Raw genomic sequence first — 25,463 nt, 5'->3', positions numbered from 1 at the left:
GAGACCCGCCATGTACCAACTTTTTATCGAAGGGCTGCAACGCCTGGGCCGCGCGCTGATGCTGCCCATCGCCATCTTGCCGATTGCCGGCCTGCTGCTGCGATTGGGTGACACCGACCTGTTGAACATCGCGGTGATGCACGATGCCGGCCAGGCGATCTTCGCCAACCTGGCACTGATCTTCGCCATCGGTATCGCCGTGGGCTTTGCCCGCGACAATAACGGTACGGCGGGACTTGCCGGTGCAATTGGTTACCTGGTGATGGTCTCCACGCTCAAGGTGATGGACAGCAGCATCAACATGGGCATGCTCGCCGGTATCGCCAGCGGCTTGATGGCCGGTGCGCTGTACAACCGTTTCAAGGACATAAAGCTGCCGGAATACCTGGCGTTCTTCGGCGGGCGACGGTTTGTGCCGATTGTCACCGGGTTCTCGGCCGTCGCCCTGGGGGTAATCTTTGGCCTGATCTGGCCGCCGATCCAGCACGGCATCAACAGCTTCGGTGTGTTGCTGATGGAGAGCGGCAGCTTCGGCGCCTTTGTCTTCGGCGTGTTCAACCGCCTGCTGATCGTCACCGGCCTGCATCACATCCTCAACAACATGGCCTGGTTCGTGTTCGGCACCTTCACCGACCCGGTAACGGGGGCAGTGGTGACCGGCGACCTGACCCGCTATTTCGCCGGCGACCCCAAAGGTGGCCAGTTCATGACCGGCATGTTCCCGGTGATGCTGTTCGGCCTGCCCGCCGCGTGCCTGGCGATGTACCGCAACGCCCTGCCGGAACGGCGCAAGGTGATGGGCGGGATCTTCCTGTCGATGGCGTTGACCTCGTTTTTGACCGGCGTGACCGAGCCGATTGAGTTTGCCTTCATGTTCCTCGCGCCGTTCCTGTATCTGCTGCATGCATTGCTGACCGGCCTGTCGATGGCAGTGACCAACCTGCTGAACATCCACCTGGGCTTTACCTTCTCCGGTGGGTTCATCGACATGGTCCTCGGCTGGGGCAGGTCCACCAATGGCTGGCGGGTGATCCCGGTGGGCCTGGCGTACGCGGTGATCTACTACAGCGTGTTCAACTACTGCATCCGCCGCTTCAACCTGAAGACACCGGGGCGTGAGGACATCCAGGTCGCGCAGGCCGAAACCATGACCGACAACCAGCGCGCCGGGGCCTACATCCGCGCCCTGGGCGGTGCCGACAACCTGCTCAGCGTCGGCGCCTGTACCACGCGCCTGCGCCTGGATATGGTCGACCGCAACAAGGCCGTGGATGCCGAGCTGAAAGCCCTCGGTGCGATGGCCGTGGTGCGCCCCGGTAACGGTGGCAGCTTGCAGGTGGTGGTCGGGCCGATGGCCGACAGCATCGCCGATGAGATCCGCCTGGCCATGCCAACGTTTGCCCCTGCGTCGCTGTCGACCGCCACTGCGGCACCTCAAGCCGCCAGCGTTGCCACGCCCCAGGCGCAACAATGGCTCGATGCGCTGGGCGGCCGCGACAATGTGCTGCAACTGGACTGCGTCGCCATGACCCGCATTCGCCTGCAACTGGCGGATGAAAAGGCGCTGTCGCAGCCACAGCTCACCGCCCTCGGTTGCCAGGGTGTCAGCCAGCTTGAAAAAGGCGTGTGGCACCTGTTGATCGGCGAGCAGGCCCAGGGGTTGAGCGATGCACTCCAGGCCCTGGCCAATCGCCCTGCGGTGCGTGCCGACGCCTGACACCGCTACCTATCTACCGCCCCGGCCGGGGCGCCGCTGTCCATGCTGAGGGTTCATACCCTCAGCATGGAGCCCGTGCCCGTGAGCACTTCCACTACCCCCCTGTCCTTTGATGAGATCAAAGGCTCGCTCAACCTGATCGGCCATCACCTGCTCAAGGTTGATACACCGCTGCTGCCAGAGCAGAAGGCGTCCGCCGCGTTGGCGTATCTGGAGCGCGTGAACCGTCTTCTACAAGAACACCGCACACAGGTCCTGAACAAAGGCCGGACACTCTACTCGGCGTTAACCCACAGCGAGCTGAACAGCCCTGCGGGGCTGGCGCTGTTGGCCAGCCTCAAGTCGTCGCTGAACACCCAGTTACTGGCGATGGACCTGCGTGAGCAAATCGATGGCAAAAGCCAAAAAGCCTTCATGACGTATGAAGCGGGTTACACGGCCTTGGCCAACGAGGCGGCCCTGGGAGAGACGGACCGCCTGTTGCATCCGCAAGAGCGGGCCATGCTCGATCGCCTCTCGCTGGGCCCGACGCTACGCCCCGGCCAATACGCACTGACCATGGAGTACCAGGACCAGACCGTCGAGCTGGCCGGAGCCTTTGTCGTCACCGAAAAATCCAGCCCAGTGGTGACCGAACTGACGGCCAATGCGGCAGTGGGCAGGGTGATGTTGTTCACACCGTCACGCGGAATCGAAGCCTTCGACTCACTGACCGACCTCAACACCCGGCTGCGATCAAGCCTGGATAACGCCGGTGAACGCCGTGATGTCCTGAGCCTGCTTCCGGTGCGTTATCACGCCATCAGCCCTGAGGCGATCTGGCCATTGACGCTGGTACCTATCGACGCTGCGCCACTGTTCGAACATACCTACAACGCGCTGATCACCAAACGAGGCAAGGACATTGACCGGGCCTTGAGCCTGGTCGACAACCCTCACAACGACGCAGGCCAGTTGATTGATGCGCTGGACCGCGCCATTAACGATGCCCTGCCCGACCTGACTGCCCGCCTTGAATGGCGTGCCCAGGTGCTTTTGGACGGATGGCTGCGCCACAGCGCGCCAGAGTGGTACCGCAGCGCCAACGAAGCGCGCCGCACACTGCTGGCCGACCATTTGCGCCGCTATAACGAAGCCCGGCAACACCTGCTGGACTTATTGGGGCCGGTCACCACGCCAGACGCCCTGGCCCGTTACCAATGGCTGGAACGCTTGAACGACGACCTGGAAATCCACGATCTCGACCCGCAGCAGATAGAGGTCAATACTCGCCGTGTTCTGGACCCCATCGGCGAATATGAGCACGACCGAAGCCTGGTCGAACTGGCTCTGCGCGGCCTGCATACAGGCGATGAACACCTCGACTCCGACTTCCTGAAAAAGACCACGCTGACCTGCAACGGCGCACCGCTGGCGCCGGCGCACAACCACCTGACGCCCGCCTGGTTGCTGGAACAGTTGGGTACGCTGCAACCGCGTATCGATTTTGGCGAGCTGCAAAAACAACTGCATGCCAAGCCTGAAGTCAGCCAAGCCATCGAAGCCATGCTTGATCTCAGAATCAGCGCACTGGCCTATACGGCGCTATTGCAAGGCCACCTCAGCGAAAACGACTACAGCCTGATCCAAAGCCTGCGCCAAGGCAGCGGTACCGGCCTGAGCGCCTCGACCCTGTCACTGCATGAAGCCCAATTGCAGGACCTGTGGGTGCTGCGCCAGCGCAACGCCGAGGATGTGGTCATACGCGTGCTGCTATGCACGCCCGATGCCCCACGCGAGCAACAATTCCAGGCCTTCAACAGTGAAGCGGCCTGCCAGAGTCATATCCTCGGCTGGACCCTGGACAACGGCCTCAAAGCGCCAACCGGTACCATGACCGATTACCTGATCAGCCGCGTTGCCCTGCGTTTTCGCAACAAGATGAAGCAGGTACTCAGCGGCTTGAGCTTCAAGCCTCAGGACCTTGAGCACGAGGAAGTCACCTTCGGTCGGAGCAACAGCCACACCGATTGCCTCAAGGACATGGCGGCCCATGTACTGGCCACCCGTGTCGATGACTATGAGTTCAGTACCCCCGGTTGGTACCGTTCCGCGCCTGCCGGTACTCGCCGCAAACTGCTGAAACTGGCGGAGGACGCCGAAGGTGGAACGCGTACCTATAACGACTTTCCGCTGTCTGAAGCGAGCGTCCCCACCTTTACCGACTACTTGCATGAACAGGCCAGGACCCAGCTGAACACACTGCTCGGTCACCCTCACGTTGAGGTCGACCCGGACACTGTGTGGGCCTACTCACCGCCCTCATTGGTCGGCATTTCCACACCCGCGCCTATTTCCTATACCCAGCTCTACCGCGACGGATACGCCGATGGCATTGGTTTTCTCGACGAGAAATTCTCCCGCTCCGCGCGTTTCAAAGGGCCGGACAAGGTGGACCTCAGCCAGCTGACGGCGGAAAAGGTCGCGCGCTCGATCACCGGCGTCTGGATCGGTCAACGCTACACCAACGAGATCAAGACCCGGCTACTGAACACTGACAGCCCAGGCTATGAGCTGCGGCGCAATGCCACGCTGGTTCTGACCCAAATGCGCATGCAGAACGCGGCGCTTGAATGTCAATTGCAGGGCCATATCGCCAGTGTCGATTTGCACTGGCTGGAGCGCAGCATCGCGACCATGGGCAGTACATCGGCACAAACCCGTCGCGACTATGCCATTCACCGGCTGATGATTGATGGCGATTGGGTGATGGGCACCTACCTGTTCAGTCATGGCGACAACCCAACGCTGCTCTATACCCCCAATGCACCGGACGGTACCAGCTGGCGCGAAGCCAAACTGTTCAACTACCTGCTGAAAAAGACCTCGGGGATGATCCAGTACCTCACCTCGCGCGTCGCCACCCCATCCAGGGCCAGGGTCCAGGCCTTTCTGGAAAAGGCCAAAGAGCAGCTGCCCGAGCATCTGGACAGAACCACTGTCAGCCCCGCACGGTACGACTCGCGTCACGCACAAACGCCGCTGCCCGATCTGCGCAAAGACCTCTACAACATGAAGCTGCAGCGCATCATCGACGATGTGGAGGCCACCACGGTCAGCCGCGTGCAAATGATCAGCGGCATCTTATGGACCTGCGCGGAGTGGATTACGGCTGTCGCCACTGCGCCATTTCCCATCCTGAGCCTGAGCGCCGGCCTGTTGCTGGCGTTCAAGGATGGCATGCTCGCGCTGCACGCTTATCATCAAGGGGATAACGCAAAAGCGCTGGAACATTTCATGGGTTACCTGCTCAACAGTGCCGGCGCGCTGTTCACCGACCTGCGACCAGCGCTTGGCTCACTCAAGCGCCTGGGCGAAGCAGCTGTGCAACCCGCGCTGAGTGGCTCAGGCAAACGCCTTACGCGCACACCCTCCCTGAAACTGATCAGCCCGCTGGAACCTGCCCCCCTCGCCCCAGCCGGCATGCAGCCGGCGTTGTTCAATGGCGAACTGCTCTGGGCGCCCAAGGCCCCTGACCCGATTGGCCGTTACTTGCTGTATCGTCTTGACCCGGTCACCGGCAAGCTGGTCTCGACCACGCGCCTGGCCGCGCCCGATGCCCAGGGGGTGTGGAAACGAACCGGCGTGGCAGGCGGCGCGCCCAAGTATGAAAAAGTCGCGGAATCTCCTGACAGGCTCAAGCACTATGAGATGCCGGCCAAGTACCAGGACAACCTGAAACACGTTGTGAACCCCGACACGCCAGAGGTGCTCGCGGCTGCAAATGATTGGCTCCCGGATAATCCTGGCGTCATTCGCGGTATCGTGGCCAGGGACCTGCAGCCTGCACTCGAGGTTTATCAGCAAAAGGTCAATCATCTGACCAAGGATGCAGAAGACTTCTTCAACGCTCGTACTCCTGCTGCTCCCCGCGCGCAGGTGCCGGTTGTCGAAGCGACGACTTCTTTGCCGGTACTCACCGACAGCGTCGCCTTCACGGCCAACCCGAACCTGATCATTGGTGCAGTACCGGGTTCCATCGCCAGCAAACAGCTGTTGATCGATAACATGGAGGCCCTGATACAAAAAGGCTTCAAACGCCTGTACGTGGAGTACCTGCCCGGCGACGTCTTCCGCGAGAAACTGCAAAGATTCAATAGAGGAAAGTCCTGGAAAAATATTGAGCGGCACTTGAAAGTCATCGACAAAACCCTGGGGTTTACCGAGAACGCCGAGTTCTCTTACCTCAGCCTGATGCGCGAAGCTCAAAAGAAAGGCATGAAAGTCTATGCCGTCGACGCTTCAACGTCCTACCAACTGGACGATGCACTGAGTGTTGGGGATACCCCACCCACCACCCCACGCGACAACTTCCTCAGGAACTACTACTCGCACAAGGTGTTGGAAGGCGATATCGAAGACTTGCCGAACGAGCGCTGGATCGCCTTGGTGGACCCATCGCGCATGACCACCTTCAATCAAAAACCTGGTTTGGCCGACTTGCACAACGCCGTCGCCCTGCGGGTTGAAGATGTCAGTCTCGGCCAGCCTGTGGGCATCTGGGTCGACAGCCCGGGCAACATCGCGGGCGATGCCCTCGCCAAAGGTGATTACCGCCTGGCCTTGCCCACCTCGTACAAAGCTGTCGAGCAGCCTGGCCCGTCCGGCGCGGCAGCATTACCCACCATTGGGCATTACAGCGAATACGATATTGCGCCTTCCCTGCGCGAGAGCATCCGCACACAGTCAACCGAACCCTATGGCCTGGATACCCATTACTTGCCAGCCCCAAACCAGCGAGAAGCGTTCTTTGCCTTCAAGAGCACCCGAGAGCGCCTGCACAACGCCGCCAAACAGTTTCTAAGCAGCCCTGAGGAGCTACCTGCTCGCGCCGATCTTTCAGCACTGAGTACGCAAACCCAGCCCGATCTCTTCCTTGAAACGTTCGGCAAGAGCAAGCTGCCGGGACTGGTCATCGGTGAGGCCCACAGTGCCCAATCCGGCAAGGCGTTCCTGATAGAGCATATGAAAAAACTCAGGACGCTGAAGGTCAAAACCCTCTACGTTGAACACCTGCTCACCGATCTGCACCAGGCAGACCTGGATACGTTCTTTCGGACAGCAAAAATGCCACGCAACCTGCACGACTATCTCAGGCTTCAGGACACCGGCCACATGCCGTTCTACAGCGGTCCCAATACCTATTCGCAGGTGGTCCAGGTCGCCAACAAATACGGCATTCGAGTACGTGCGCTCGATTGCAGCGCCAGCTACCACGTAAAAGGTGCAGGCCCCGAGGCTCGCAACGAGATGTTCAGTTACTTCGCCTCACAGGTCATCAAGGCGGATCAGGCGGCAAATGGCCCCCACCAGTGGGTGGCTTTCATCGGCAACAGTCATACCAATACTCACCAGCAAGTGCCCGGCCTGGCCGATCTGCAAGGTGCTGTCGGCCTGCATATCCGCGATGTCCCACCCAATATGTCGAGCAACATCCGCCCTGGCCGTTGGGAAACCCACTTGAAAACCCGTTGGACGGCATTACGCAGTGACTTTACGTTGGACCTCGGCGTGGCCGGCACACGTGAACCAGACGCCTTCGTGCCTCTGGACAGAACCCGGCTGAAAGCTACCGGGCACTTCCTGGTCGAACATCCGTCGATGGCAGAAACCAACCTGCTGCACAAATCCAGAAGCGGCGAGATCGTCTCGACCCCAATCCAGGTGGACGATCAGGGGATGTTTTTCATTGATCGCTGGGGCATGGCGCAACAGCGCTTTGCCCACCAGACCACCTTGATCGATACCATTCGTGCCGAGGTGCAACTGACACCTGCGCCATAACGGCCTTCCCTGGCCAGTGAACTCGGTCAACGGCGGGACGATTCGCCTTGCTGCCGATGGAGCGTTCGCAGCCAACAAAAAACCCGCTGGCCAAACTGGCCCAGCGGGTTTCTTGTTTATGCAGCCAACGGATCAGAAATCCGCCAACTGCCACACCTCATATGCCGGTGTCTCGTAGGGATGGCTCAGCTTCAACGCAGCCACAACAGCCACGATCAACTCGTTCGCCACCACCAGCTCAACCTTCCACTCTTCAACCACTTCAACCTGGCCCACTTGCCCGATAAACGGCTTACTGCCGTCCAACGCGCGAAACTGGCCCTGGCCCAGCACTTGCCAGGCGCAGCTGTCGTAGTCGCCGATGCGCCCGCCGCCAGCTTTGAAGACGGCGGTTTTCACCGTCTCCACATGGCTGTCGGGCACAAAGAAGGCAAGCTTGTACACGGCCTTAGTTCACCCACACGCGGGCGTTGCGGAACATGCGCATCCACGCACCGTCTTCATCCCACTCCTCGGGGCGCCACGAGTTCTGCACGGCGCGGAACACACGCTCCGGGTGCGGCATCATGATGGTGACGCGACCGTCGCGGCTGGTGAGGCCGGTGATCCCGCGCGGCGAGCCGTTCGGGTTGGCCGGGTAGCTTTCGGTGACTTTGCCGTGGTTGTCGACGAAACGCATGGCCACGCAACCGGACAGGTCGGCTTCGAGCAAGGCTTCTTCGCTTTCGAACTCGGCATGGCCTTCACCGTGGGCGATGGCGATTGGCATGCGCGAACCGGCCATGCCTTGCAGGAAAATCGAGTTGGACTCCTGCACCTGCACCATGGCGACACGGGCTTCGAACTGCTCGGACCGGTTACGCACGAAGTGCGGCCAGAACTCGCTGCCCGGGATCAGCTCGTGGAGGTTGGACATCATCTGGCAACCGTTGCACACACCCAGGGTGAAGCTGTCGTTGCGTTCGAAGAAGCCCTGGAACGCGTCGCGGGCACGGCTGTTGAACAAGGCCGATTTGGCCCAGCCTTCACCGGCACCCAGTACGTCGCCGTAGGAGAAACCACCGCAGGCCACCAGGCCTTTGAACTCGTTGAGGTCAACGCGACCGGCGAGGATGTCGCTCATGTGCACGTCGATCGCATTGAAGCCGGCGCGGTCGAACGCGGCCGCCATTTCCACCTGGCCGTTGACGCCCTGCTCACGCAGCACGGCAACTTGTGGGCGGATGCCTTTCTTGATGTACGGCGCGGCGATGTCCTGGTTGACGTCGAAGCTGAGCTTGGTGCTCAGGCCTGGGTTGTCTTCTTCCAGGATCACGTCGAATTCCTGCTCGGCGCAGTCGGCGTTGTCACGCAGGCGTTGGATCTGGTAGCTGGTCTCGGACCACTGGCGTTGCAGCAGGCGGCGCTGGCCGGCAAACACGGTGTCGCCGTTGAACGAGATGTTGATTTCACCGTTGTTGATCGGCTGGCCGATTACCGCCACGCAGTCGTCCAGGCCAGCGGCGCTGAACTGTGCAAGTACATCCGGGGTAGCGTCCTGGCGCACCTGGATCACGGCGCCCAACTCTTCGTTGAAGAGGATGCCGTTGATTTCAGAGGCGTCCTCGGCAACGCTGTCGAGCACGATGTTCAGGCCGCAGTGACCGGCAAACGCCATCTCGACAACGCTGGTCAGCAAACCACCGTCGGAACGGTCGTGGTAAGCCAGCAGGTGGCCGTCGGCGTTGAGGCCCTGGATCACGGCGAAGAAGGCTTTCAGGTCTTCGGCGTCATCCACGTCCGGCGCATGCTTGCCGAGCTTGCCGTGGGTTTGCGCGAGGATCGAGGCGCCCATGCGGTTCTGGCCACGGCCCAGGTCGATCAGGATCAGGTCGGTGGTGCCCTTGTCCATGCGCAGTTGCGGGGTCAGGGTCTGGCGAATGTCGGTGACCGGCGCAAAGCCGGTGACGATCAGCGACAGCGGCGAGGTGACGCTCTTGTCCACGCCTTCATCGTTCCAACGGGTGGCCATGGACATGGAGTCCTTGCCCACCGGAATGGTGATGCCCAGCTCCGGGCACAGCTCCATGCCGACCGCTTTTACCGTGTCGTACAGACGCGCATCTTCACCTGGGTGACCAGCAGCGGACATCCAGTTGGCCGACAGCTTGATGTCGGACAGCTTGCCGATGCGCGACGCGGCGATGTTGGTGAGGGTTTCACCAATGGCCATGCGGCCCGACGCCGGGGCGTCCAGCAGGGCCAGCGGCGTGCGCTCGCCCATGGCCATGGCTTCACCGGTGTAGACGTCGAAGCTGGTGGCGGTGACGGCAACGTCGGCCACCGGAACCTGCCATGGGCCGACCATTTGGTCACGGGCCACCAGCCCGGTGATGGTGCGGTCGCCGATGGTGATCAGGAAACTTTTGCTCGCCACGGCCGGGTGGTGCAGCACGCGTTCGATGCTGTCGGCCAGGTCCAGGGCGCTTGGGTCGAAATCATCGCCCAGCTCGGCTTCACGCACGGCCGAACGGTGCATGCGCGGGGCTTTGCCCAGCAGCACTTCGAGGGGCATGTCCACCGGGCTGTTGCCGAAGTGGCTGTCGGTGACCGTCAGTTGCGGCTCGGCAGTGGCTTCGCCGACCACGGCAAACGGGCAACGCTCGCGTTCGCAGATGGCCTGGAAGCGCGCGAAGTCTTCAGGGCCGACCGCCAGTACGTAGCGTTCCTGGGATTCGTTGCTCCAGATCTCGTGCGGGGCCATGCCCGGCTCGTCGTTTGGAATGTTGCGCAGTTCGAAGCGGCCACCACGGTCGCCATCGTTGACCAGCTCCGGGAAGGCGTTGGACAAACCGCCGGCGCCGACGTCGTGGATGAAGCTGATCGGGTTCTTGTCACCCAACTGCCAGCAACGGTCGATGACTTCCTGGCAACGGCGTTCCATCTCAGGGTTTTCGCGCTGTACGGAAGCGAAGTCGAGGTCGGCCGAGCTGGTGCCGGTGGCCATGGAGGAGGCAGCGCCGCCGCCCAGGCCGATCAACATCGCCGGGCCGCCGAGCACGATCAGCTTGGAGCCGACCAGGATCTCGCCTTTCTTGACGTGTTCTTCACGGATGTTGCCCATGCCGCCGGCCAACATGATCGGCTTGTGGTAGCCGCGCACTTCATCGCCACGCGGGGTGGTGATGGATTGTTCGAAGGTACGGAAATAACCGGTCAGCGCCGGACGCCCGAATTCGTTATTGAACGCGGCGCCGCCCAGCGGGCCTTCGATCATGATGTCCAGCGCGGTAACGATGCGCTCGGGCTTGCCGTACGGCACTTCCCACGGCTGTTCGAAGCCCGGGATCTGCAGGTTGGACACGGTGAAGCCGGTCAGGCCGGCCTTTGGCTTGGCGCCACGGCCGGTGGCGCCTTCGTCGCGGATCTCGCCGCCGGAACCGGTGGCTGCGCCCGGGAACGGGGCAATCGCGGTCGGGTGGTTGTGGGTCTCGACCTTCATCAGGATATGCACCGGCTCCTGCACCGCGCCGTATTGGCGGGTTTCGGGGTCCGGGAAGAAACGGCCGGCAACCGAGCCGACGATCACCGAGGCGTTATCCTTATAAGCCGACAGAACGCCTTCGCTGTGCATCACGTAGGTGTTCTTGATCATGCCGAACAGGCTTTTTTCCTGGCTCTCGCCGTCGATGTCCCAACTGGCGTTGAAGATCTTGTGACGGCAATGCTCGGAGTTGGCCTGGGCGAACATCATCAGTTCGATGTCGTGGGGGTTGCGCTTGAGACCGGTGAAGGCGTTGACCAGGTAGTCGATCTCGTCTTCGGCCAGGGCCAGGCCCAGTTCGGTGTTGGCCTTCTCGAGGGCGGCGCGGCCACCGCCAAGCACGTCAATCGCGGTCAGCGGCTTGGGCTCGGCGTGGCTGAACAAGCCGGCAGCCTGTTCCAGCTGGCCGACGATGATCTGGGTCATGCGGTCGTGCAGGCTGCTGGCGATCAGCTCGGCCTCGACGTCGCTGAACTGGCCGGCGACGTAGAAAGCGATACCACGCTCCAGGCGCTGGATCTTCTCCAGGCCGCAGTTGCGGGCGATATCGCTGGCCTTGCTCGACCAGGGCGAGATGGTGCCGAACCGTGGCAGAACCAGGAACAAGCGGCCGGTCGGCTCTTGAACGGGAACGCTTGGGCCGTACTTCAGAAGGCGTGCGAGCACTTGCTGTTCGTCGGCGGTCAAGACGCCGGTAACGTCGGCGAAGTGAGCAAATTCAGCATACAGGCCTGTAACCGCTGGAACCTTCTGGTTCAGTTGTTCAAGGAGTTTGCTGTGGCGAAAGGCAGAAAGGGCAGGAGCGCCGCGCAGGATCAACATCTTCGGGACAGCCTCGGGAAGGGGTGTGCTTTGAGGCCGTGCATTCTAGCGTAAACCTGCGCCAACGGCACCCGAAACGGCACCGCTGGCTGCTGCCGAACGTCAGTTGGCACGGTTTGCACGCTATCGGGGCGTTATCCAAGGCATTCCGCGCAGTTATTTTAACCGTCACAATCAGGCGCCAAGCCACGTTTCTGCGGGCTGCAGCACAGTTTTGGCGGTGCTAGCAGACAAGTCCGCCGCTGTCGAGATATGGCGCCGTGGGTCGTTTGCGTATACTGCGCAGATGTTCTCCCCAACTGCTTTGCGCCCGCGATGCGCCAGATGGCTCATCGCAACCGGACTCTTCCTGATGCTCAGCGCCTGTGTTGATAAACCCAGCACGCTCGAGCGAATCAAGGAGGATGGCGTATTGCGGGTGATTACCCGAAACAGCCCGGCCACGTATTTCCAGGACCGCAACGGTGAAACCGGTTTCGAATACGAACTGGTCAAGCGTTTTGCCGATGACCTGGGGGTGAAGCTGGAGATCGAGACCGCCGACAACCTCGACGACCTGTTCGGCCAGTTGGGCAAACCCAACGGCCCGGTCCTCGCCGCCGCCGGCCTGGTCAGCAGCGAGCAGCGCCTGAAGCAGGTACGTTTTTCCCACCCGTACCTGGAAGTGACCCCGCAGATCATCTACCGCAACGGCCAGTCGCGCCCCACTAATGCGGCGGACCTGGCGGGCAAGAAGATCATGGTGCTCAAGGGCAGCACCCATGCCGAGCAATTGGCGGAACTGAAAAAGCAAAATCCTGCCATCGAATACGAAGAATCCGACGCGGTTGAGGTAGTCGACCTGCTGCGCATGGTGGATGAGGGGCAAATCGACCTGACCCTGGTGGACTCCAACGAAGTGGCGATGAACCAGGTGTATTTCCCCAACGTGCGCGTGGCGTTCGACCTCGGTGATGCCAGCCACCAGAGCTGGGCCGTGGCGGCCGGTGAAGACAACAGCCTGCTCAACGAGATCAACAGCTACCTCGACAAGGTAGAAAAGAACGGCACCCTGCAACGCCTTAAAGACCGCTATTACGGGCACGTCGATGTACTCGGCTATGTCGGCGCCTACACCTTCGCCCAGCATTTGCAGCAGCGGCTCCCCAAATACGAGAAGCACTTTCGCGCCTACGCCAAGGAAGAAAAAGTCGATTGGCGCCTGCTCGCGGCTATCGGCTATCAGGAATCGCTGTGGCAACCAGCGGTCACTTCCAAGACCGGCGTGCGCGGCCTGATGATGCTGACCCAGAACACCGCCCAGGCCATGGGTGTGTCCAACCGTCTGGATGCCAAGCAAAGCATCATGGGCGGCGCCAAGTACCTGGCCAAGATCAAGGACGAACTGGACGACAGCATCGCCGAGCCCGACCGTACCTGGTTCGCCCTCGCCGCTTATAACGTCGGCACCGGCCATCTGGACGACGCACGCACTTTGGCGAAAAAGGAAGGGCTGAACCCGAACAAGTGGCTGGATGTGAAGAAGATGCTGCCGCGCCTGTCGCAGAAGCAGTGGTACAGCAAGACCCGCTACGGCTACGCCCGGGGCGGCGAACCGGTGCACTTTGTGGCGAACATCCGGCGTTACTACGACATCCTGACGTGGGTGACCCAGCCGCAGCTGGAGGGCAACCAGGTGGTCGAGGGCAATTTGCATGTGCCGGGTGTGGATAAAACCAAGCCGCCGGAAGACACCCCGCAGTTATAAGAACACTGAAAAGCCAATGTGAGAGGGGTGGTGCGACGATTCGACTTGCTCCCGATGGCATAGTGTCAGCCACTGCATAGGCTGACTGATACACCGCCATCGGGGGCAAGCCCCCTCCCACATTTGGGTCTCCACTGGTATCAGAGGCCGGTGATCAGGTGTACCACTCCTCCCGCCAACACCATCACACCTGGCACACCCGCCGCTTTCAACGCCGCCTCATCCAGCCGCCCCGTATCCTGCAATTGCACCCTCACCCGCGTCAGCGCCACACGCTGTTGCGACTTGAGGTTATCCGCACCGCCCAACGCACTCAGCACATCGGCCGACAACAGCCCCTGCGTCGGAGTAGTCACTACCGTCTCGGCAATCAAATCCGGGGTCAGGGCTTTCCAGAATGCCCGCTGCAATTTCTCGAACATGCTCATTGCTCCACGACAGGTGAGGTTTCAACAGTAGCCGCGTGGTACAGGCGCAAGGCCTCGCGCACCTGGGCGGCTTCTTCCAGGCCCAGTACCTGATGGGCGATGGTCTGGCAGTCGGACAGGTCCAGCTCGCGCACAGTGGCCTTGATGGTGGGGATCAGCGGCACACTGACCGACAACTCATCCACGCCCAGCCCGATCAACACGGGCACCGCCAGTGCTTCGGAGGCCAACGCACCGCATACGCCCACCCACTTGCCATGGGCATGGGCGGCCTTGACGGTGGTGGCGATCAGACGCAGCACCGCCGGGTGAAAGCTGTCGGCCTGGCTGGCCAGGCGCGGGTGATCGCGGTCCATGGCCAGGGTGTATTGGGTCAGGTCATTGGTGCCGATGGAGAAGAAGTCCACATGGGGCGCAAACATATCCGCCATCAGGGCCGCCGACGGCACCTCGATCATGATGCCCAGCTTGGGCAACTCGCGCAGCCCAAGGGCCTGGGCTTCCTCTTCAAGAATCTTGCGCGCCAGATGCAGCTCCGACAGCAGGCTGACCATCGGCAACATGATATGCAGGCGTGCCAGCCCGGCACTCGCAAGGATCGCGCGCAGTTGTTCACGCAACAGCTCCGGGCGCTCCAGGCACAGGCGTATCCCGCGCAGGCCCAGGAACGGGTTGGTTTCGCTGTCCATCGGCACATACGCCAGCGGTTTATCGCCGCCGACATCCAGGGTCCGCACCACCAGATTGCGCTCGGAACCCAGGGCGCGGGCGATGGCGCTGTAGGTAGCGGCCTGCTCATCCACGCTTGGCGCGCGATTGCGATCCAGGTACAGGAATTCCGACCGCAACAGGCCGACGCCTTCGCCGCCCAGGGCCAGGGCTTGCTCCACCTCCTGCAACGACGCGACGTTGGCGGTCACCTCGACGTGATGGCCGTCGCGGGTAATCGCAGGCACTGAAGCCTGCGCCACATCATGCTGACGTCGCAGCAATTGCTGCTTACGCGCGGTTTCCAACTGTTCGATCTCGGCAGGGTTGGGGTCCAGGTGCAGTTCACCTGTGTCAGCGTCGAGCAGGACCTGTTTGCCGTTGGCCAGCGCCAGCACTTCAGGCCCAACCCCGCACATGGCAGGCAGGCCAAGGGCACGCGCAAGGATCGCAACATGACTGGTCGCCCCGCCGCCGACGGTGACAAACCCCAGCACCTTTTGGGTGTCGAGGCTGGCGGTTTGCGAAGGCGTCAGTTGTTCGGCGACCAGGATCGCGCAGTCGGGCAGGTCCCAGGCGCGGTCTTGAATACCGAGAATCTGTTTCAGCACACGCTGGCCAACATCCGCCAGGTCCGCCGCGCGTTCGGCCAACAGGGCATTGCCCAGGCCCTGGAACAGTTTGGCGGTGGCGACCGTGGCGCTGTTCCAGGCAAACGCGGCGCTCTTGCCTTCGGCCAGCAGGCCATGGGCTTGTTCCAACAGCGTAGGGTCTTCGAGCAATTCCTGATGGGCGCGGAAAATCTGCGCCTGGGCACTGCCTGCCGCCTGGGTTTGCAAGGCTTGCAGCGCTTCGCTTGCAGCCAGCAAGCCACGTGCCAACGCAGCGCGTTCGAGGGCTTCTCCCGCCCCCTGTTCAGTCACCTTCAGCTCGGGCTCAGCGACCTGAACCACTTGGCCAAACGCCGACCCTGGCGATGCGCAAACACCTCGCAACAGCGTCGCCGACGACGCCGGCACGCGCGCGTCAAGCGGTACCGACGGCGCCGCGATTGCCTCGCCGCAGCCTTCAACCAACAGCGCGACCAGCGCCTTGATCGCCGCATCGGCATCGGCATCGTCACCTGCCGCACTCACTTGCAAGGTATCGCCCTGTACGGTTTGCAGTGCCATGATCGCCACCAGCGACTTGGCGTTGGCACTTTGGGTTTGCTTGTGCAGGTAAATGCTCGCGTTAAAACCTTTCGCCGCCTGGGCCAATACCGCTGCCGGGCGCGCGTGCAAACCGTTGGCGTTGGGCAAGGTCAACGGCTTGGAGAAGCGTGCATCGGCCTCCTCCTCATCGGCCTCCTCTACCCGGTTGCCGGACGATACCTGCAACACCGGCTGGCCCCGTTCCACCAGGCCGCTTGCCAACGGTGTGAACGGCTCGCCGCTGACCACCAGCATCAAGGTCAGCAAACTGCGGGCGTTGAGCGCCACGTAGTCGGCATCGAATTCGATCAGTGCTTGCCCGGCTTCCACCCGCTGGCCTTCCTCGACCAGGCGGGTGAAACCCTTGCCCGCCAGGCTCACGGTGTCCAAGCCGATATGCATCAGTACCTGCACGCCGTTGTCGTCGGTGACGCTGACCGCATGCCCACTGTCCTGGATATTGCTGATCACGCCGGCCAGCGGCGCGCACAGGGTCTGCGAGGTGGGATCGATGCACAGGCCGTCGCCGATCATGCGGCTGGCGAACACCGGGTCAGGCACCTTGTCCAGTGCCAGCAGCACACCCGACAAGGGCGCCAGCAATTCCAGGGGTTGAGTTGCGGTCATGACTTCACCTGCTGTTTTGTTCTGTAAAAAACCATTGGGTGGATACACATCCCATGGATGACAGGGATCAACTGTGGGAGGGGGCTTGCCCCCGATGGCAGAGGGTCAGCCAATACCTGTGCCGCCTGACACATCGCTATCGGAGGCAAGCCCCCGCCCACACTTATTTCCACCAGTATTCGACTTGCACGCCAACGTTCGACCCATGCCGCGCGGTGCCATAGGCGCCGGTATCGGACAACGCCGAGCCTGCCGCCAGTTCATTCGCTGCGCGCTTGGCCGCTTCGTTCCAGGTCGCATAGGTGTAGTACAACCGCACTTCCGGCCGCGCCCAGAAATCCGGGCCCTTGGGCGACCAGGTCGGGGCGAAGGTAAATTTGCTCAGCTTGCGCGTGCCGCCGGTGGCATCGACCTGATCATGCCCAAGCTCGGTGACCAGTTTGAATTGTTCGCTGATCGCATACGCGGGGCGTACGCCGATAGACATCCAGGTCTGGTCCTGGCTGCCGGGGCGAATATCCTTCTGGTACACCGCTTCGATCTGCCCACCAAAGCGCGGGGTCACTTGCCAGTCGAAGAACTCCACGGCGCGATAACTTTTGCTGCTGTTATCCAGGAAGGTATTGCCGGTGTAGCCCAGGCCGGTGCCGGGACCTTCGCCGTACTGCAGGGCGAATTTGTTCTTGCCGCCCAGAAAGGTTTTTTGCACATGCTGCGCGGTGAGCGCCCAACCGCTGTTGGTGTCGCGCCCGCCGGCCTTTTCGATATAGCTCAAGCCCAGCTCCAGCTCGCCACCGGGGTTGGTCTTGAAGCCCGCCACGTTGAAGTCATGACGGGTGGCATATTCCTTCTGGTACAGGTTGTCCTTGCGCGATATGGCGTAGCTGTATTTGAGGTCGCCGATCAGCACGTCCTCGATGCCGCCGCCGGTGGCGCTCTGGTTCCAGTAGTAGAAGTCGGAAATATGGATGTCATTGCGTTTGTAGTAACGCCGACCGGCCCACAGCGAACCGCCATTGAGGGCCGGCAGGTTCGACCACTGCGCATACATCTGCGGCATACGCGCCGAGCCGTTGTCTTCACCCTGGAATTTAAGGGCGCGGTCGTACTTGTTGTAGAGCGACGCCATGGCGTCGACGCTGAGCACCGAGCCGTCGTCGAGGGTCAGCAGGTCCTGGCGCAATTCCAGTTCGGCGTACTGCTCGCATTCGTTGCCCAATCGGTACTTGGTTTGTGCCCCCGGCAGTTGGAAACATTGCTGCTTGCCGCTGCCTGTTGACGTCCCAGCGCCGCTGCGTAAGTAACCGGCAAATTCCAGGGCCTGCGCACCGAATGGCAGGCTCAGGCAGGATGCAACAAGGCCCAGCTTTATTGTTGTTTTCATGAATGCTCCTTCTATTTTTATTGTTTTATTACTGTCCTTGCACGACACGATTCCCCGTAGGAGCGAGCTTGCTCGCGAAGAACGCTAACGATTACGCAGCGATACTGGTTTAACGCGGCGCTCTCAGGTTTTTCGCGAGCAAGCTCGCTCCTACAGGAGGCGTATCAATCGATCAGGTGCAGCACGAACGATTCGTAGGGACGCAGGACGACCGTAGCCGTGCGTTGCGGGCAGTCGCGGTAGTTGCTGATCAGCAGGCGTTGCTCGGTAGCGGCGCTGATGACGTGATCGGGCAGCTGGATTTCGCAGGGCTGGCCGTAGAAGTTATTCAGCACCAGCAAGCGCTCGCCGTGGCCTTCGCGCAGGTACGCCCAGACCTGCAAATGGTCTTGCAGCAGTTGGCGGTAAACGCCCTCTTGAATCAGCGGTTCATGACGACGCAAGGCGATCAGCGCGCGGTAGTGATGCAGCACGGAGTCGGGATCATCGAGTTGGTGTTCAACGTTGATCTGCGCGGCATTCGCCGGGATGCCGATCCAGGGCTCGCCAGTGCTGAAACCTGCATTGGGTTGCGCGCTCCACTGCATCGGCGTGCGGCCGTTGTCGCGGGACTTCTGCATGATCGCCGCCATGCTCGCCGCTGCGGATTCACCGGCATCGCGCTGGAGGCGGAAGATGTTCAGGGTCTCCACATCGCGGTACTGATCGATGCTGTCAAAGCCCGGATTGGTCATGCCCAGCTCTTCGCCCTGGTACACAAACGGCGTGCCCTGGAGGAAGTGCAGCGCGGTGGCGAGCATCTTCGCCGAGACCACGCGGTACTCACCGTCGTCGCCAAACCGCGAGACCACCCGGGGTTGATCGTGGTTACACCAGAACAGCGCGTTCCAGCCGCCACCGGCCTGCATGCCCTGTTGCCAGTCGGAGAGGATCTGCTTGAGTTGGAGGAAATCGAAGTCAGCCTTCACCCACTTCTGCAGGTTCGGGTAATCGACTTTCAGGTGATGAAAGTTGAAAGTCATCGACAGCTCTTTCGACTCAGGATTCGAGTAGCGGATGCAATGTTCCAGGCTGGTGGACGACATCTCGCCGACGTTGATCAAGGCATGGCCGTCAAAGACTTCGCGGTGCATCTCCTGCAGGTATTCATGCACGTTCGGGCCGTCGGTGTAGAAGCGGCGGCCGTCGCTGTTGTCTTCGGGGAAGTCGGCGGGCTTGGAGATCAGGTTGATCACGTCCAGGCGGAAACCACCCACGCCCTTGTCGCGCCAGAAGCGCATCAACTTGAACACCTCGGCACGCACCTTGGGGTTATCCCAATTGAGGTCGGCCTGGGTGTGGTCGAACAGGTGCAGGAAGTACTGGCCGGTTTGCGCCTCGTATTCCCAGGCCGAACCGCCGAACTTGGATTCCCAGTTGTTCGGCTGGTCGCGCCAGATGTAGAAGTCGCGGTAGGGGTTGTCGAGGCTGCTGCGCGCCTGCTGGAACCACTCATGCTCGATGGACGTGTGGTTGACCACAATGTCGAGCATCAGCTTGATGCCGCGCTTGGCCGCTTCGCTGATCAGCAGGTCGCAGTCGGCCATGGTCCCGTAGCTGGGGTCGATCGCGTAGTAGTCGCTGATGTCGTAGCCGTTGTCGCGTTGCGGCGAGCGCAGGAACGGCGTGATCCACAGGCAATCCACGCCCAGCCATTTCAGGTAGTCGAGTTTGTCCACGATGCCCAGCAGGTCACCGGTGGCGTTACCCGCGTGGCTATGGAAGCTTTTGGGGTAGATCTGGTAGATCACCGAGTGTTGCCAGTCTTGCATGGTGGGTTCCTTCAGTAGAGTTTTGTGCAGGCCTCTCTGGCCTCATCGGGGGCAAGCCCCCTGTGGGAGGGAGCTTGCCCCCGATAGCGATAGTTCAGGCGACGCGATAACCGGGCCGAACAATCTTCATGCTCAACGCACAGGTCAGTACAAACGGCACGACAATCGCGATGACCATCCCGATCACAAACATCGAGATGGATTGCGGCACGATCGAGATAAACCCAGGCAAGCCACCGACGCCGATGGCCGAGGCCTGCACCTTGTTCAGCGACAGGAAAATACTGCCCAGCGCCGAGCCCACCAGGGCCGCATAAAACGGAAACTTGAAGCGCAGGTTCACCCCGAACATCGCCGGTTCAGTGATGCCGAAGTAAGCGGAAATCGCTGAGGTCGAGGCCATGCTTTTATCCCGCGCATTGCGGGTGGTGTAGAACACCGCGAGCGCGGCGCTGCCCTGGGCCAGGTTGGACATCACGATCATCGGCCATATAAAAGTGCCGCCCTGGGTGGAGATCAATTGCAAGTCGACGGCGAGGAACATGTGGTGCATGCCGGTGATCACCAGCGGCGCGTACAGCAGACCGAAAATCGCTCCGCCAACCATCGGTGCCAGGTCAAACAGGGTGACCACGCCTTCGGTAATCAGGATGCCGAGATGACGGGTCACCGGGCCGATGATCGCCAACGCCAGCACGCCGGTAACGACGATGGTGGTGATCGGCACGACCAGCAGTTGAATGGCGTTGGGCACGCGAGCGCGCAGCCATTTCTCGATGACGCTCATCACATACGCCGCCATCAGGATCGGCAGGATCTGCCCCTGGTAGCCGACTTTCTCGATCTTGAACCAACCGAAAATATCGAAGTACGGCAGGCTCTGGCCGTCGAGGCCGGCGACCGCCTTACCGTAGTTCCAGGCGTTAAGCAGGTCCGGGTGCACCAGCATCAGGCCGAGCACAATGCCGAGGATTTCACTGCCGCCAAAGCGCTTGGCCGCCGACCAGCCCACCAACGCCGGCAGGAACACGAACGAGGTGTTGGCCATCAGGTTGATCAGGCTCCACAGGCCATCCAGGTTCGGATAAGCCTCCAGCAGCGTCTGGCCCTCGATGAACATGCCCTTGGCGCCCATCAGGTTGTTCACGCCCATGAGCAGGCCGGCAATGATCAGCGCAGGCAGGATCGGCATGAACACATCGGAAAACACCCGCACCAGACGCTGCATGGCGTTGGTCTTGTCGGCGCCCTTCTTCTTCACGTCGGCGATGGTGGCGGCGGCGAGGCCGGTCTGTTCGCGCAGGGCGGCGTAGACCTTTTCCACTTCACCAGGGCCGATCACCACCTGGAACAGGCCGCCGGTGAAGAACGAGCCCTTGACCAGATCGACCTGGTTCAACGCACTGTTGTTGACCAGGCCCGGATCCTTGAGCGCCAGGCGCAGGCGGGTCACGCAGTGGGCAGCTTGCTCAAGGTTGTCGCTGCCCCCGAGGTGCTCGAGGATCTCGCGGGCAATGTTCGAATAGTCGTGGCTCATGCTTGGTTTCCACTTTGATTTTTTTTATTGGGGGCAGTCATTGGCAGCACGCCGAAGCCAAAAGTACTCGTACAGACGAGTTAAAGCAACAACTCGTCTGTACGAGTTGTAAATATTGATTTGGGTTTTCCAAGGCCCAATGGACAAACCCACCCTCTGCCTCTAAGGTTCCTGCCTTGAACGCGCAGTTCACCTTCATAAAGACGGGCACAGAGCCATCCCATGAGCAAATACAACCAGATCTATACCGATCTGCTTGCCAGCATCACCACCGAACGCCTGCAACGCGGCACGCGCCTGCCCTCCGAAACCGAATTGATGGACAGCTACCAGGCCAGCCGTGGCACCGTGCGTCGGGCGATCGAGCAGCTGCAGGAGCGTGGGTTTGCGCAGAAGATCCATGGCAAAGGCACATTCGTGCTGTCGCCCAACCCCATCGAGTTCCAGTTGGGCGGGATTGTCAGCTTCGGCGAAACCCATGCGGACCTGGGGGATGACGTACGCACCGACGTGGTCGAGTTCACGCAGTTCCCACTGGAGGGGCCACTGCTGGAGCACATCGAAGCCGAAGCCGGCAGCCTGATCACGCGCATCAAACGGGTACGACGCATCGGTGGCAAGCGGGTGATCCTCGACATCAACCACTTCGTCGCCGACCTGATCCCAGGGCTCGACCGCGCGATCGCCGAGCAGTCGATCTACGCCTTTATCGAGCAGACCCTGCAGCTGCAGATCAGCTACGCCCAGCGCACCATCGAAGCATTGCCACGGGGCAAGGATGATCAGTTGCACCTGGACCTGGACGGCCAGAGCCACGTGATCGTGGTAAGCAACCAGACGTTTCTGGCGGATGGGCGGCAGTTCGAATACACCGAGTCGCGGCATACGCTGGACAAGTTCTACTTCTCCGACATCGCTCGGCGCTAACTATCTACCGCTTCATTGCCCAGTCGTCCCGGCATGCTTTTTTCTCCATCGCCCCAGGAGAACAGCATGCCGATTACCGATACCTCCTCCGCCGCCCAACAACAGCTCAAGGCCCTGGCACCTGCGGTGCTCGACACCTGCCCGAACATGCAGAAGCTGGCGGCCGACACAGCCCGAGAAATTCTCGCCCGGCATGACCTCGCAGGCCTGAACCCTGAGCAGGTGTACTGGCACCGATTCAAGGGTGGCATAGGTGACTCCCAAGCATTTACCGGCTGGGTCCATAACGAAAAACCGTTGGAATCCATGACCCTGTCACAACTGGTGATTCACCGTTTCAGCCTTCATGACCAGGACAATGCCGACCTGCTCGACGGTGACGGCGGTTTCTATAGCGTGGGGCCCGACGCACGTCTTTTCGATGGCAGTAACGAGGTACGCCTGTCCGCCAGCGCGGTGCTCAACGACTTCTGGGACATCAACTTCAGCGAGCGCTATGCCGCCCACATGGACAACTTCTGGGGCACTCACCAAGACGACTTCCGCACACTGGCCAAGGTCAACTTCCTCGCCCAGGCCCTGCAAGCCCGGCAGGCCAGGCACCTGACCGATGCGCAGTTCCAGACGGCGATCAAAGCCGTTGCCAGCGACCTGAGCTGGCCACCGACCGTCGCCAACCTGCAAACCGAGGCGCCCGCCACGCCGGGCCTGAGGTTGGCGGCGCTGGATATTGGCGGGCATATCGCCAGCGATACCCTGCGTATCATCGACAGCGACGGCCGGCAAATTGTCTATGTGCCTGGCGAAGCCCAAGCCTTCCACTGCTTCCAGACGCCTGCCGACCTGCACTTCTGGCTTCTGTGTCAAACCAACCATCCGGAAAATCGTGCACAGTTCATGACGCACTTTCCGCTGTCGGCCCAGATCCAACAGGATGATACCGACGCCGTGACCTGGAAGCAGATGCTGGTGACCCCGGTGCTGATTTACCGCACCGGCCAGGCCCTGACCGGTACGCTGCCGCCGGACTGGGTGGACAAGGGCCTGAATGCGATGATCGATCAGTTGTTCGTGACCTGGGGCCAGTGGAATCACCACCTGATTAATCAGGCGGACCAGTCCATTGAGGGCGATGCGTTTACCTGGTTGGCCCGCTCCAGCAAGGCACGCATGAAAAATGATGCTGACTTCTGCCTGCACAGCAACGGCGAACTGCGCAAAAAACTTTGGGTCGGCTACCTGAACGCCTTCAGTAAACTCTTCGGCCCCATGGCGGTGGTGGGCGGGCCGGTGGCACTGGTGGTGATCGGCGCCAGCGTGACCAGCCTGGGGCTCAATATCGACCAGGCCGTCAACGGCAGAACTCTGGAGGAACGCCGGGCCGGGGAGCAAGGTGCGGTGTTCAGTGCTATCGATAGCCTGTTCAATCTGGGCTTGTTGAAAGTCGACGGGGTACTGCCGGATATCGCCGAGGCCTCGGACAGCTTCGCAGAGGTATCCGTGGAAGCCCCGGAACCCCATGAGCCGGTCGCGACAAACGAAGTACCAGATCATTATGAGAGCAACCTGATACTGGAAGGCGAAACCCTCAACACCGCGCCTGGAAAGTTCTATCAGGTCTATACCCTGAAAACGTCGGACGGTATGCCTCAAACCGCAATGATGATGAACGATAAGCCCTATTACATCCGGTATGAAAACGACCTCAACGGCCCAAGCCACTGGGCCATCGTCGACCCGGCCAACCCCAATAGCTTCTCCGGTTCCATACCGGTACGCGTGAACGAACTGGGCAAGTGGGAACCGCTGCGCGGTAGCCGGGGGTTGAAGGGTGGAGGCGGTAACTCCAGCAAAGCAGCCAAGGTTCGGCCGGTTCCAGAGACACCGCCCGCGAGACTACCGGCTGCAACCGAACCCACAACATCGACCGCGACTCGCCGGGTCACCACCGAGTTCGACGCCCCGCCCTCGACACGTCCCGAGCTGAGAAAGTGGGCGCTTGGGCTCAACGAGATCCACATTCACAGCCGCTTCCTGCACATAGACCGCTACACCCACTACTTCGGCGGCATCCACGGCAAACTGGTGCAGTCGGCCAAAAATTTCTACCGTGAACTGTCCTGGCCGCGCTTGCCGCAACGTCCGGTCATTCCGGCGGTTGAACCTTCAACTTCATTCAGTGAGCTGATCGAAAGTTTGCCGGAGGATTTGCCAGGCGTCGTCATCGGCGAAACCCTGGACCGCGTCACCAGCACACGCCTGATCATCGAGAACATGCCGCTGCTTGCCCGCAAGGGCGTCAAGACCGTCTACATGCGACGCTTGCTCAACGACTTCACCCAAGACGACCTGAATTATTACTTCCAGCACGGGTTCATGTCGGAAGACCTGGAAGCCAGCTTGAGCAGAATGAGTACCGACCCCACCGGACAATTCAATGAACTTGAACTGGTCAAAACCGCCAGGAGCAATGGCATTCGCGTCCAGGCCATCGACTGTGCCGCCCACTTCAAATACCCCGATCCCCTCGTCAGTCGCACAGAGCAAATGGCGAGGAACTACCTGAGTCACACAATTTTTCGCGCCGACAGAGCCCTGAATAGGGGGGGTAAATGGCTGCTCATGACCCATTCCACCAGCACTAACACGTTCAGGGAAGTGGCAGGCCTCAGCGAACTGGAGGGAGGGATCGGACTACGTATTGAAGAGGTATACCCAGGGCAAGGTAACGATCTGCGCATGGACCCTGGCATCGAAGTCGATCACGACGTGATAGCGCCGGAAGGCGGTCCGGACGACAGCTTCGACACCCTGCACGCCGACCTGCGCGTACAGGTCGAGGCACCACCGGTACAGCGCACCGTCCTGCAGAACCAGCGACTGCTGTTCCGCAAGGGCATGTATTTGATCGATGAGTCCCAAGGTTCATACACCCTGTACCACCACAGTCGAAGCCAGGGTATCGTCATGACCCCAATTGCACGATTGGCCGATGGCAGTTTCGTCATTGAACGCCCCACCTGGCCGCTGGTGCACCAGGTGCATTTCCCCACATTGGACAGATTGTCCCGAGCGCTCAACCACACCGGGATGAGCCTGCAAAGCAGGCTGCCGCGCTAAGCCTTCGAGCACGTAGGCGAAGCAGCTTGTTACCGTTGAGATCCTCAGCGACCTGACAAACAGATACAGCCTTACGTAGAATGCGTTCGTGGCTAT

At 61.0% G+C, this 25,463-nt stretch carries 12 protein-coding genes; 5 read left to right on the top strand and 7 right to left on the bottom strand.

From position 1 onward, the window contains the following. Positions 1–10: 10 nt before the first annotated feature. The gene (gene nagE, locus AB1462_RS04965) at positions 11–1,717 is read left to right on the top strand and encodes an N-acetylglucosamine-specific PTS transporter subunit IIBC (protein WP_090400645.1); all 1,707 of its coding nucleotides are present in this window, start codon (positions 11–13) and stop codon (positions 1,715–1,717) included. An 81-nt stretch (positions 1,718–1,798) separates the two neighbouring features. After that, positions 1,799–7,540 carry a DUF6543 domain-containing protein gene (locus AB1462_RS04960; protein WP_367246288.1) on the top strand — a complete coding sequence of 1,914 codons (5,742 nt, stop codon included), beginning with the start codon at positions 1,799–1,801 and terminating at the stop codon, positions 7,538–7,540. A gap of 132 nt (positions 7,541–7,672) precedes the next feature. On the opposite strand, the gene AB1462_RS04955 is transcribed toward AB1462_RS04960, so the two are convergent. After that, the gene (locus AB1462_RS04955) at positions 7,673–7,984 is read right to left on the bottom strand and encodes an NGG1p interacting factor NIF3 (protein WP_090400647.1); all 312 of its coding nucleotides are present in this window, start codon (positions 7,982–7,984) and stop codon (positions 7,673–7,675) included. Positions 7,985–7,988: 4 nt separating this feature from the next. Further along, positions 7,989–11,885: a phosphoribosylformylglycinamidine synthase gene (purL, locus tag AB1462_RS04950; RefSeq protein WP_090400648.1), complete on the bottom strand. Its 3,897-nt coding sequence runs from the start codon at positions 11,883–11,885 to the stop codon at positions 7,989–7,991. Between the two features lie 286 nt (positions 11,886–12,171). Here purL and mltF point away from each other — a divergent pair, with 286 nt between their 5' ends. Next, positions 12,172–13,632, top strand: a complete 1,461-nt coding sequence (gene mltF / locus AB1462_RS04945; RefSeq protein ID WP_259191473.1) for a membrane-bound lytic murein transglycosylase MltF — start codon at positions 12,172–12,174, stop codon at positions 13,630–13,632. A 140-nt stretch (positions 13,633–13,772) separates the two neighbouring features. On the opposite strand, the gene AB1462_RS04940 is transcribed toward mltF, so the two are convergent. The 5 genes from AB1462_RS04940 to treP form a co-directional block, all read right to left on the bottom strand. Beyond that, on the bottom strand, positions 13,773–14,054 hold the full coding sequence (locus AB1462_RS04940; protein WP_090400650.1) for a PTS transporter subunit EIIB: 282 nt from the start codon (positions 14,052–14,054) through the stop codon (positions 13,773–13,775). A gap of 2 nt (positions 14,055–14,056) precedes the next feature. Next, positions 14,057–16,588 carry a phosphoenolpyruvate--protein phosphotransferase gene (ptsP, locus tag AB1462_RS04935; protein WP_367246286.1) on the bottom strand — a complete coding sequence of 844 codons (2,532 nt, stop codon included), beginning with the start codon at positions 16,586–16,588 and terminating at the stop codon, positions 14,057–14,059. 163 nt (positions 16,589–16,751) lie between these two features. Continuing rightward, the gene (locus tag AB1462_RS04930; RefSeq protein ID WP_259191475.1) at positions 16,752–17,972 is read right to left on the bottom strand and encodes a carbohydrate porin; all 1,221 of its coding nucleotides are present in this window, start codon (positions 17,970–17,972) and stop codon (positions 16,752–16,754) included. A gap of 164 nt (positions 17,973–18,136) precedes the next feature. Then, positions 18,137–19,783, bottom strand: a complete 1,647-nt coding sequence (gene treC / locus AB1462_RS04925) for an alpha,alpha-phosphotrehalase (protein WP_259191476.1) — start codon at positions 19,781–19,783, stop codon at positions 18,137–18,139. A 94-nt stretch (positions 19,784–19,877) separates the two neighbouring features. Next, on the bottom strand, positions 19,878–21,320 hold the full coding sequence (gene treP / locus AB1462_RS04920) for a PTS system trehalose-specific EIIBC component (RefSeq protein ID WP_090400654.1): 1,443 nt from the start codon (positions 21,318–21,320) through the stop codon (positions 19,878–19,880). A 222-nt stretch (positions 21,321–21,542) separates the two neighbouring features. On the opposite strand from treP, the gene treR reads away from it, so the two are divergent. Beyond that, the gene (gene treR, locus AB1462_RS04915) at positions 21,543–22,247 is read left to right on the top strand and encodes a trehalose operon repressor (RefSeq protein WP_259191478.1); all 705 of its coding nucleotides are present in this window, start codon (positions 21,543–21,545) and stop codon (positions 22,245–22,247) included. Between the two features lie 66 nt (positions 22,248–22,313). Then, complete coding sequence (locus tag AB1462_RS04910) at positions 22,314–25,367, top strand: membrane-targeted effector domain-containing toxin (RefSeq protein WP_315338552.1); 3,054 nt, start codon at positions 22,314–22,316, stop codon at positions 25,365–25,367. The last annotated feature ends 96 nt before the right edge of the window (positions 25,368–25,463 follow it).

The sequence above is a fragment of the Pseudomonas sp. SB113 genome, assembly GCF_040754745.1.
GTDB classification, from domain to species: domain Bacteria; phylum Pseudomonadota; class Gammaproteobacteria; order Pseudomonadales; family Pseudomonadaceae; genus Aquipseudomonas; species Aquipseudomonas grimontii.
The sequence above is the reverse complement of the archived record's forward strand: the minus strand, read 5'-3'. Positions and strand labels throughout refer to the sequence as shown.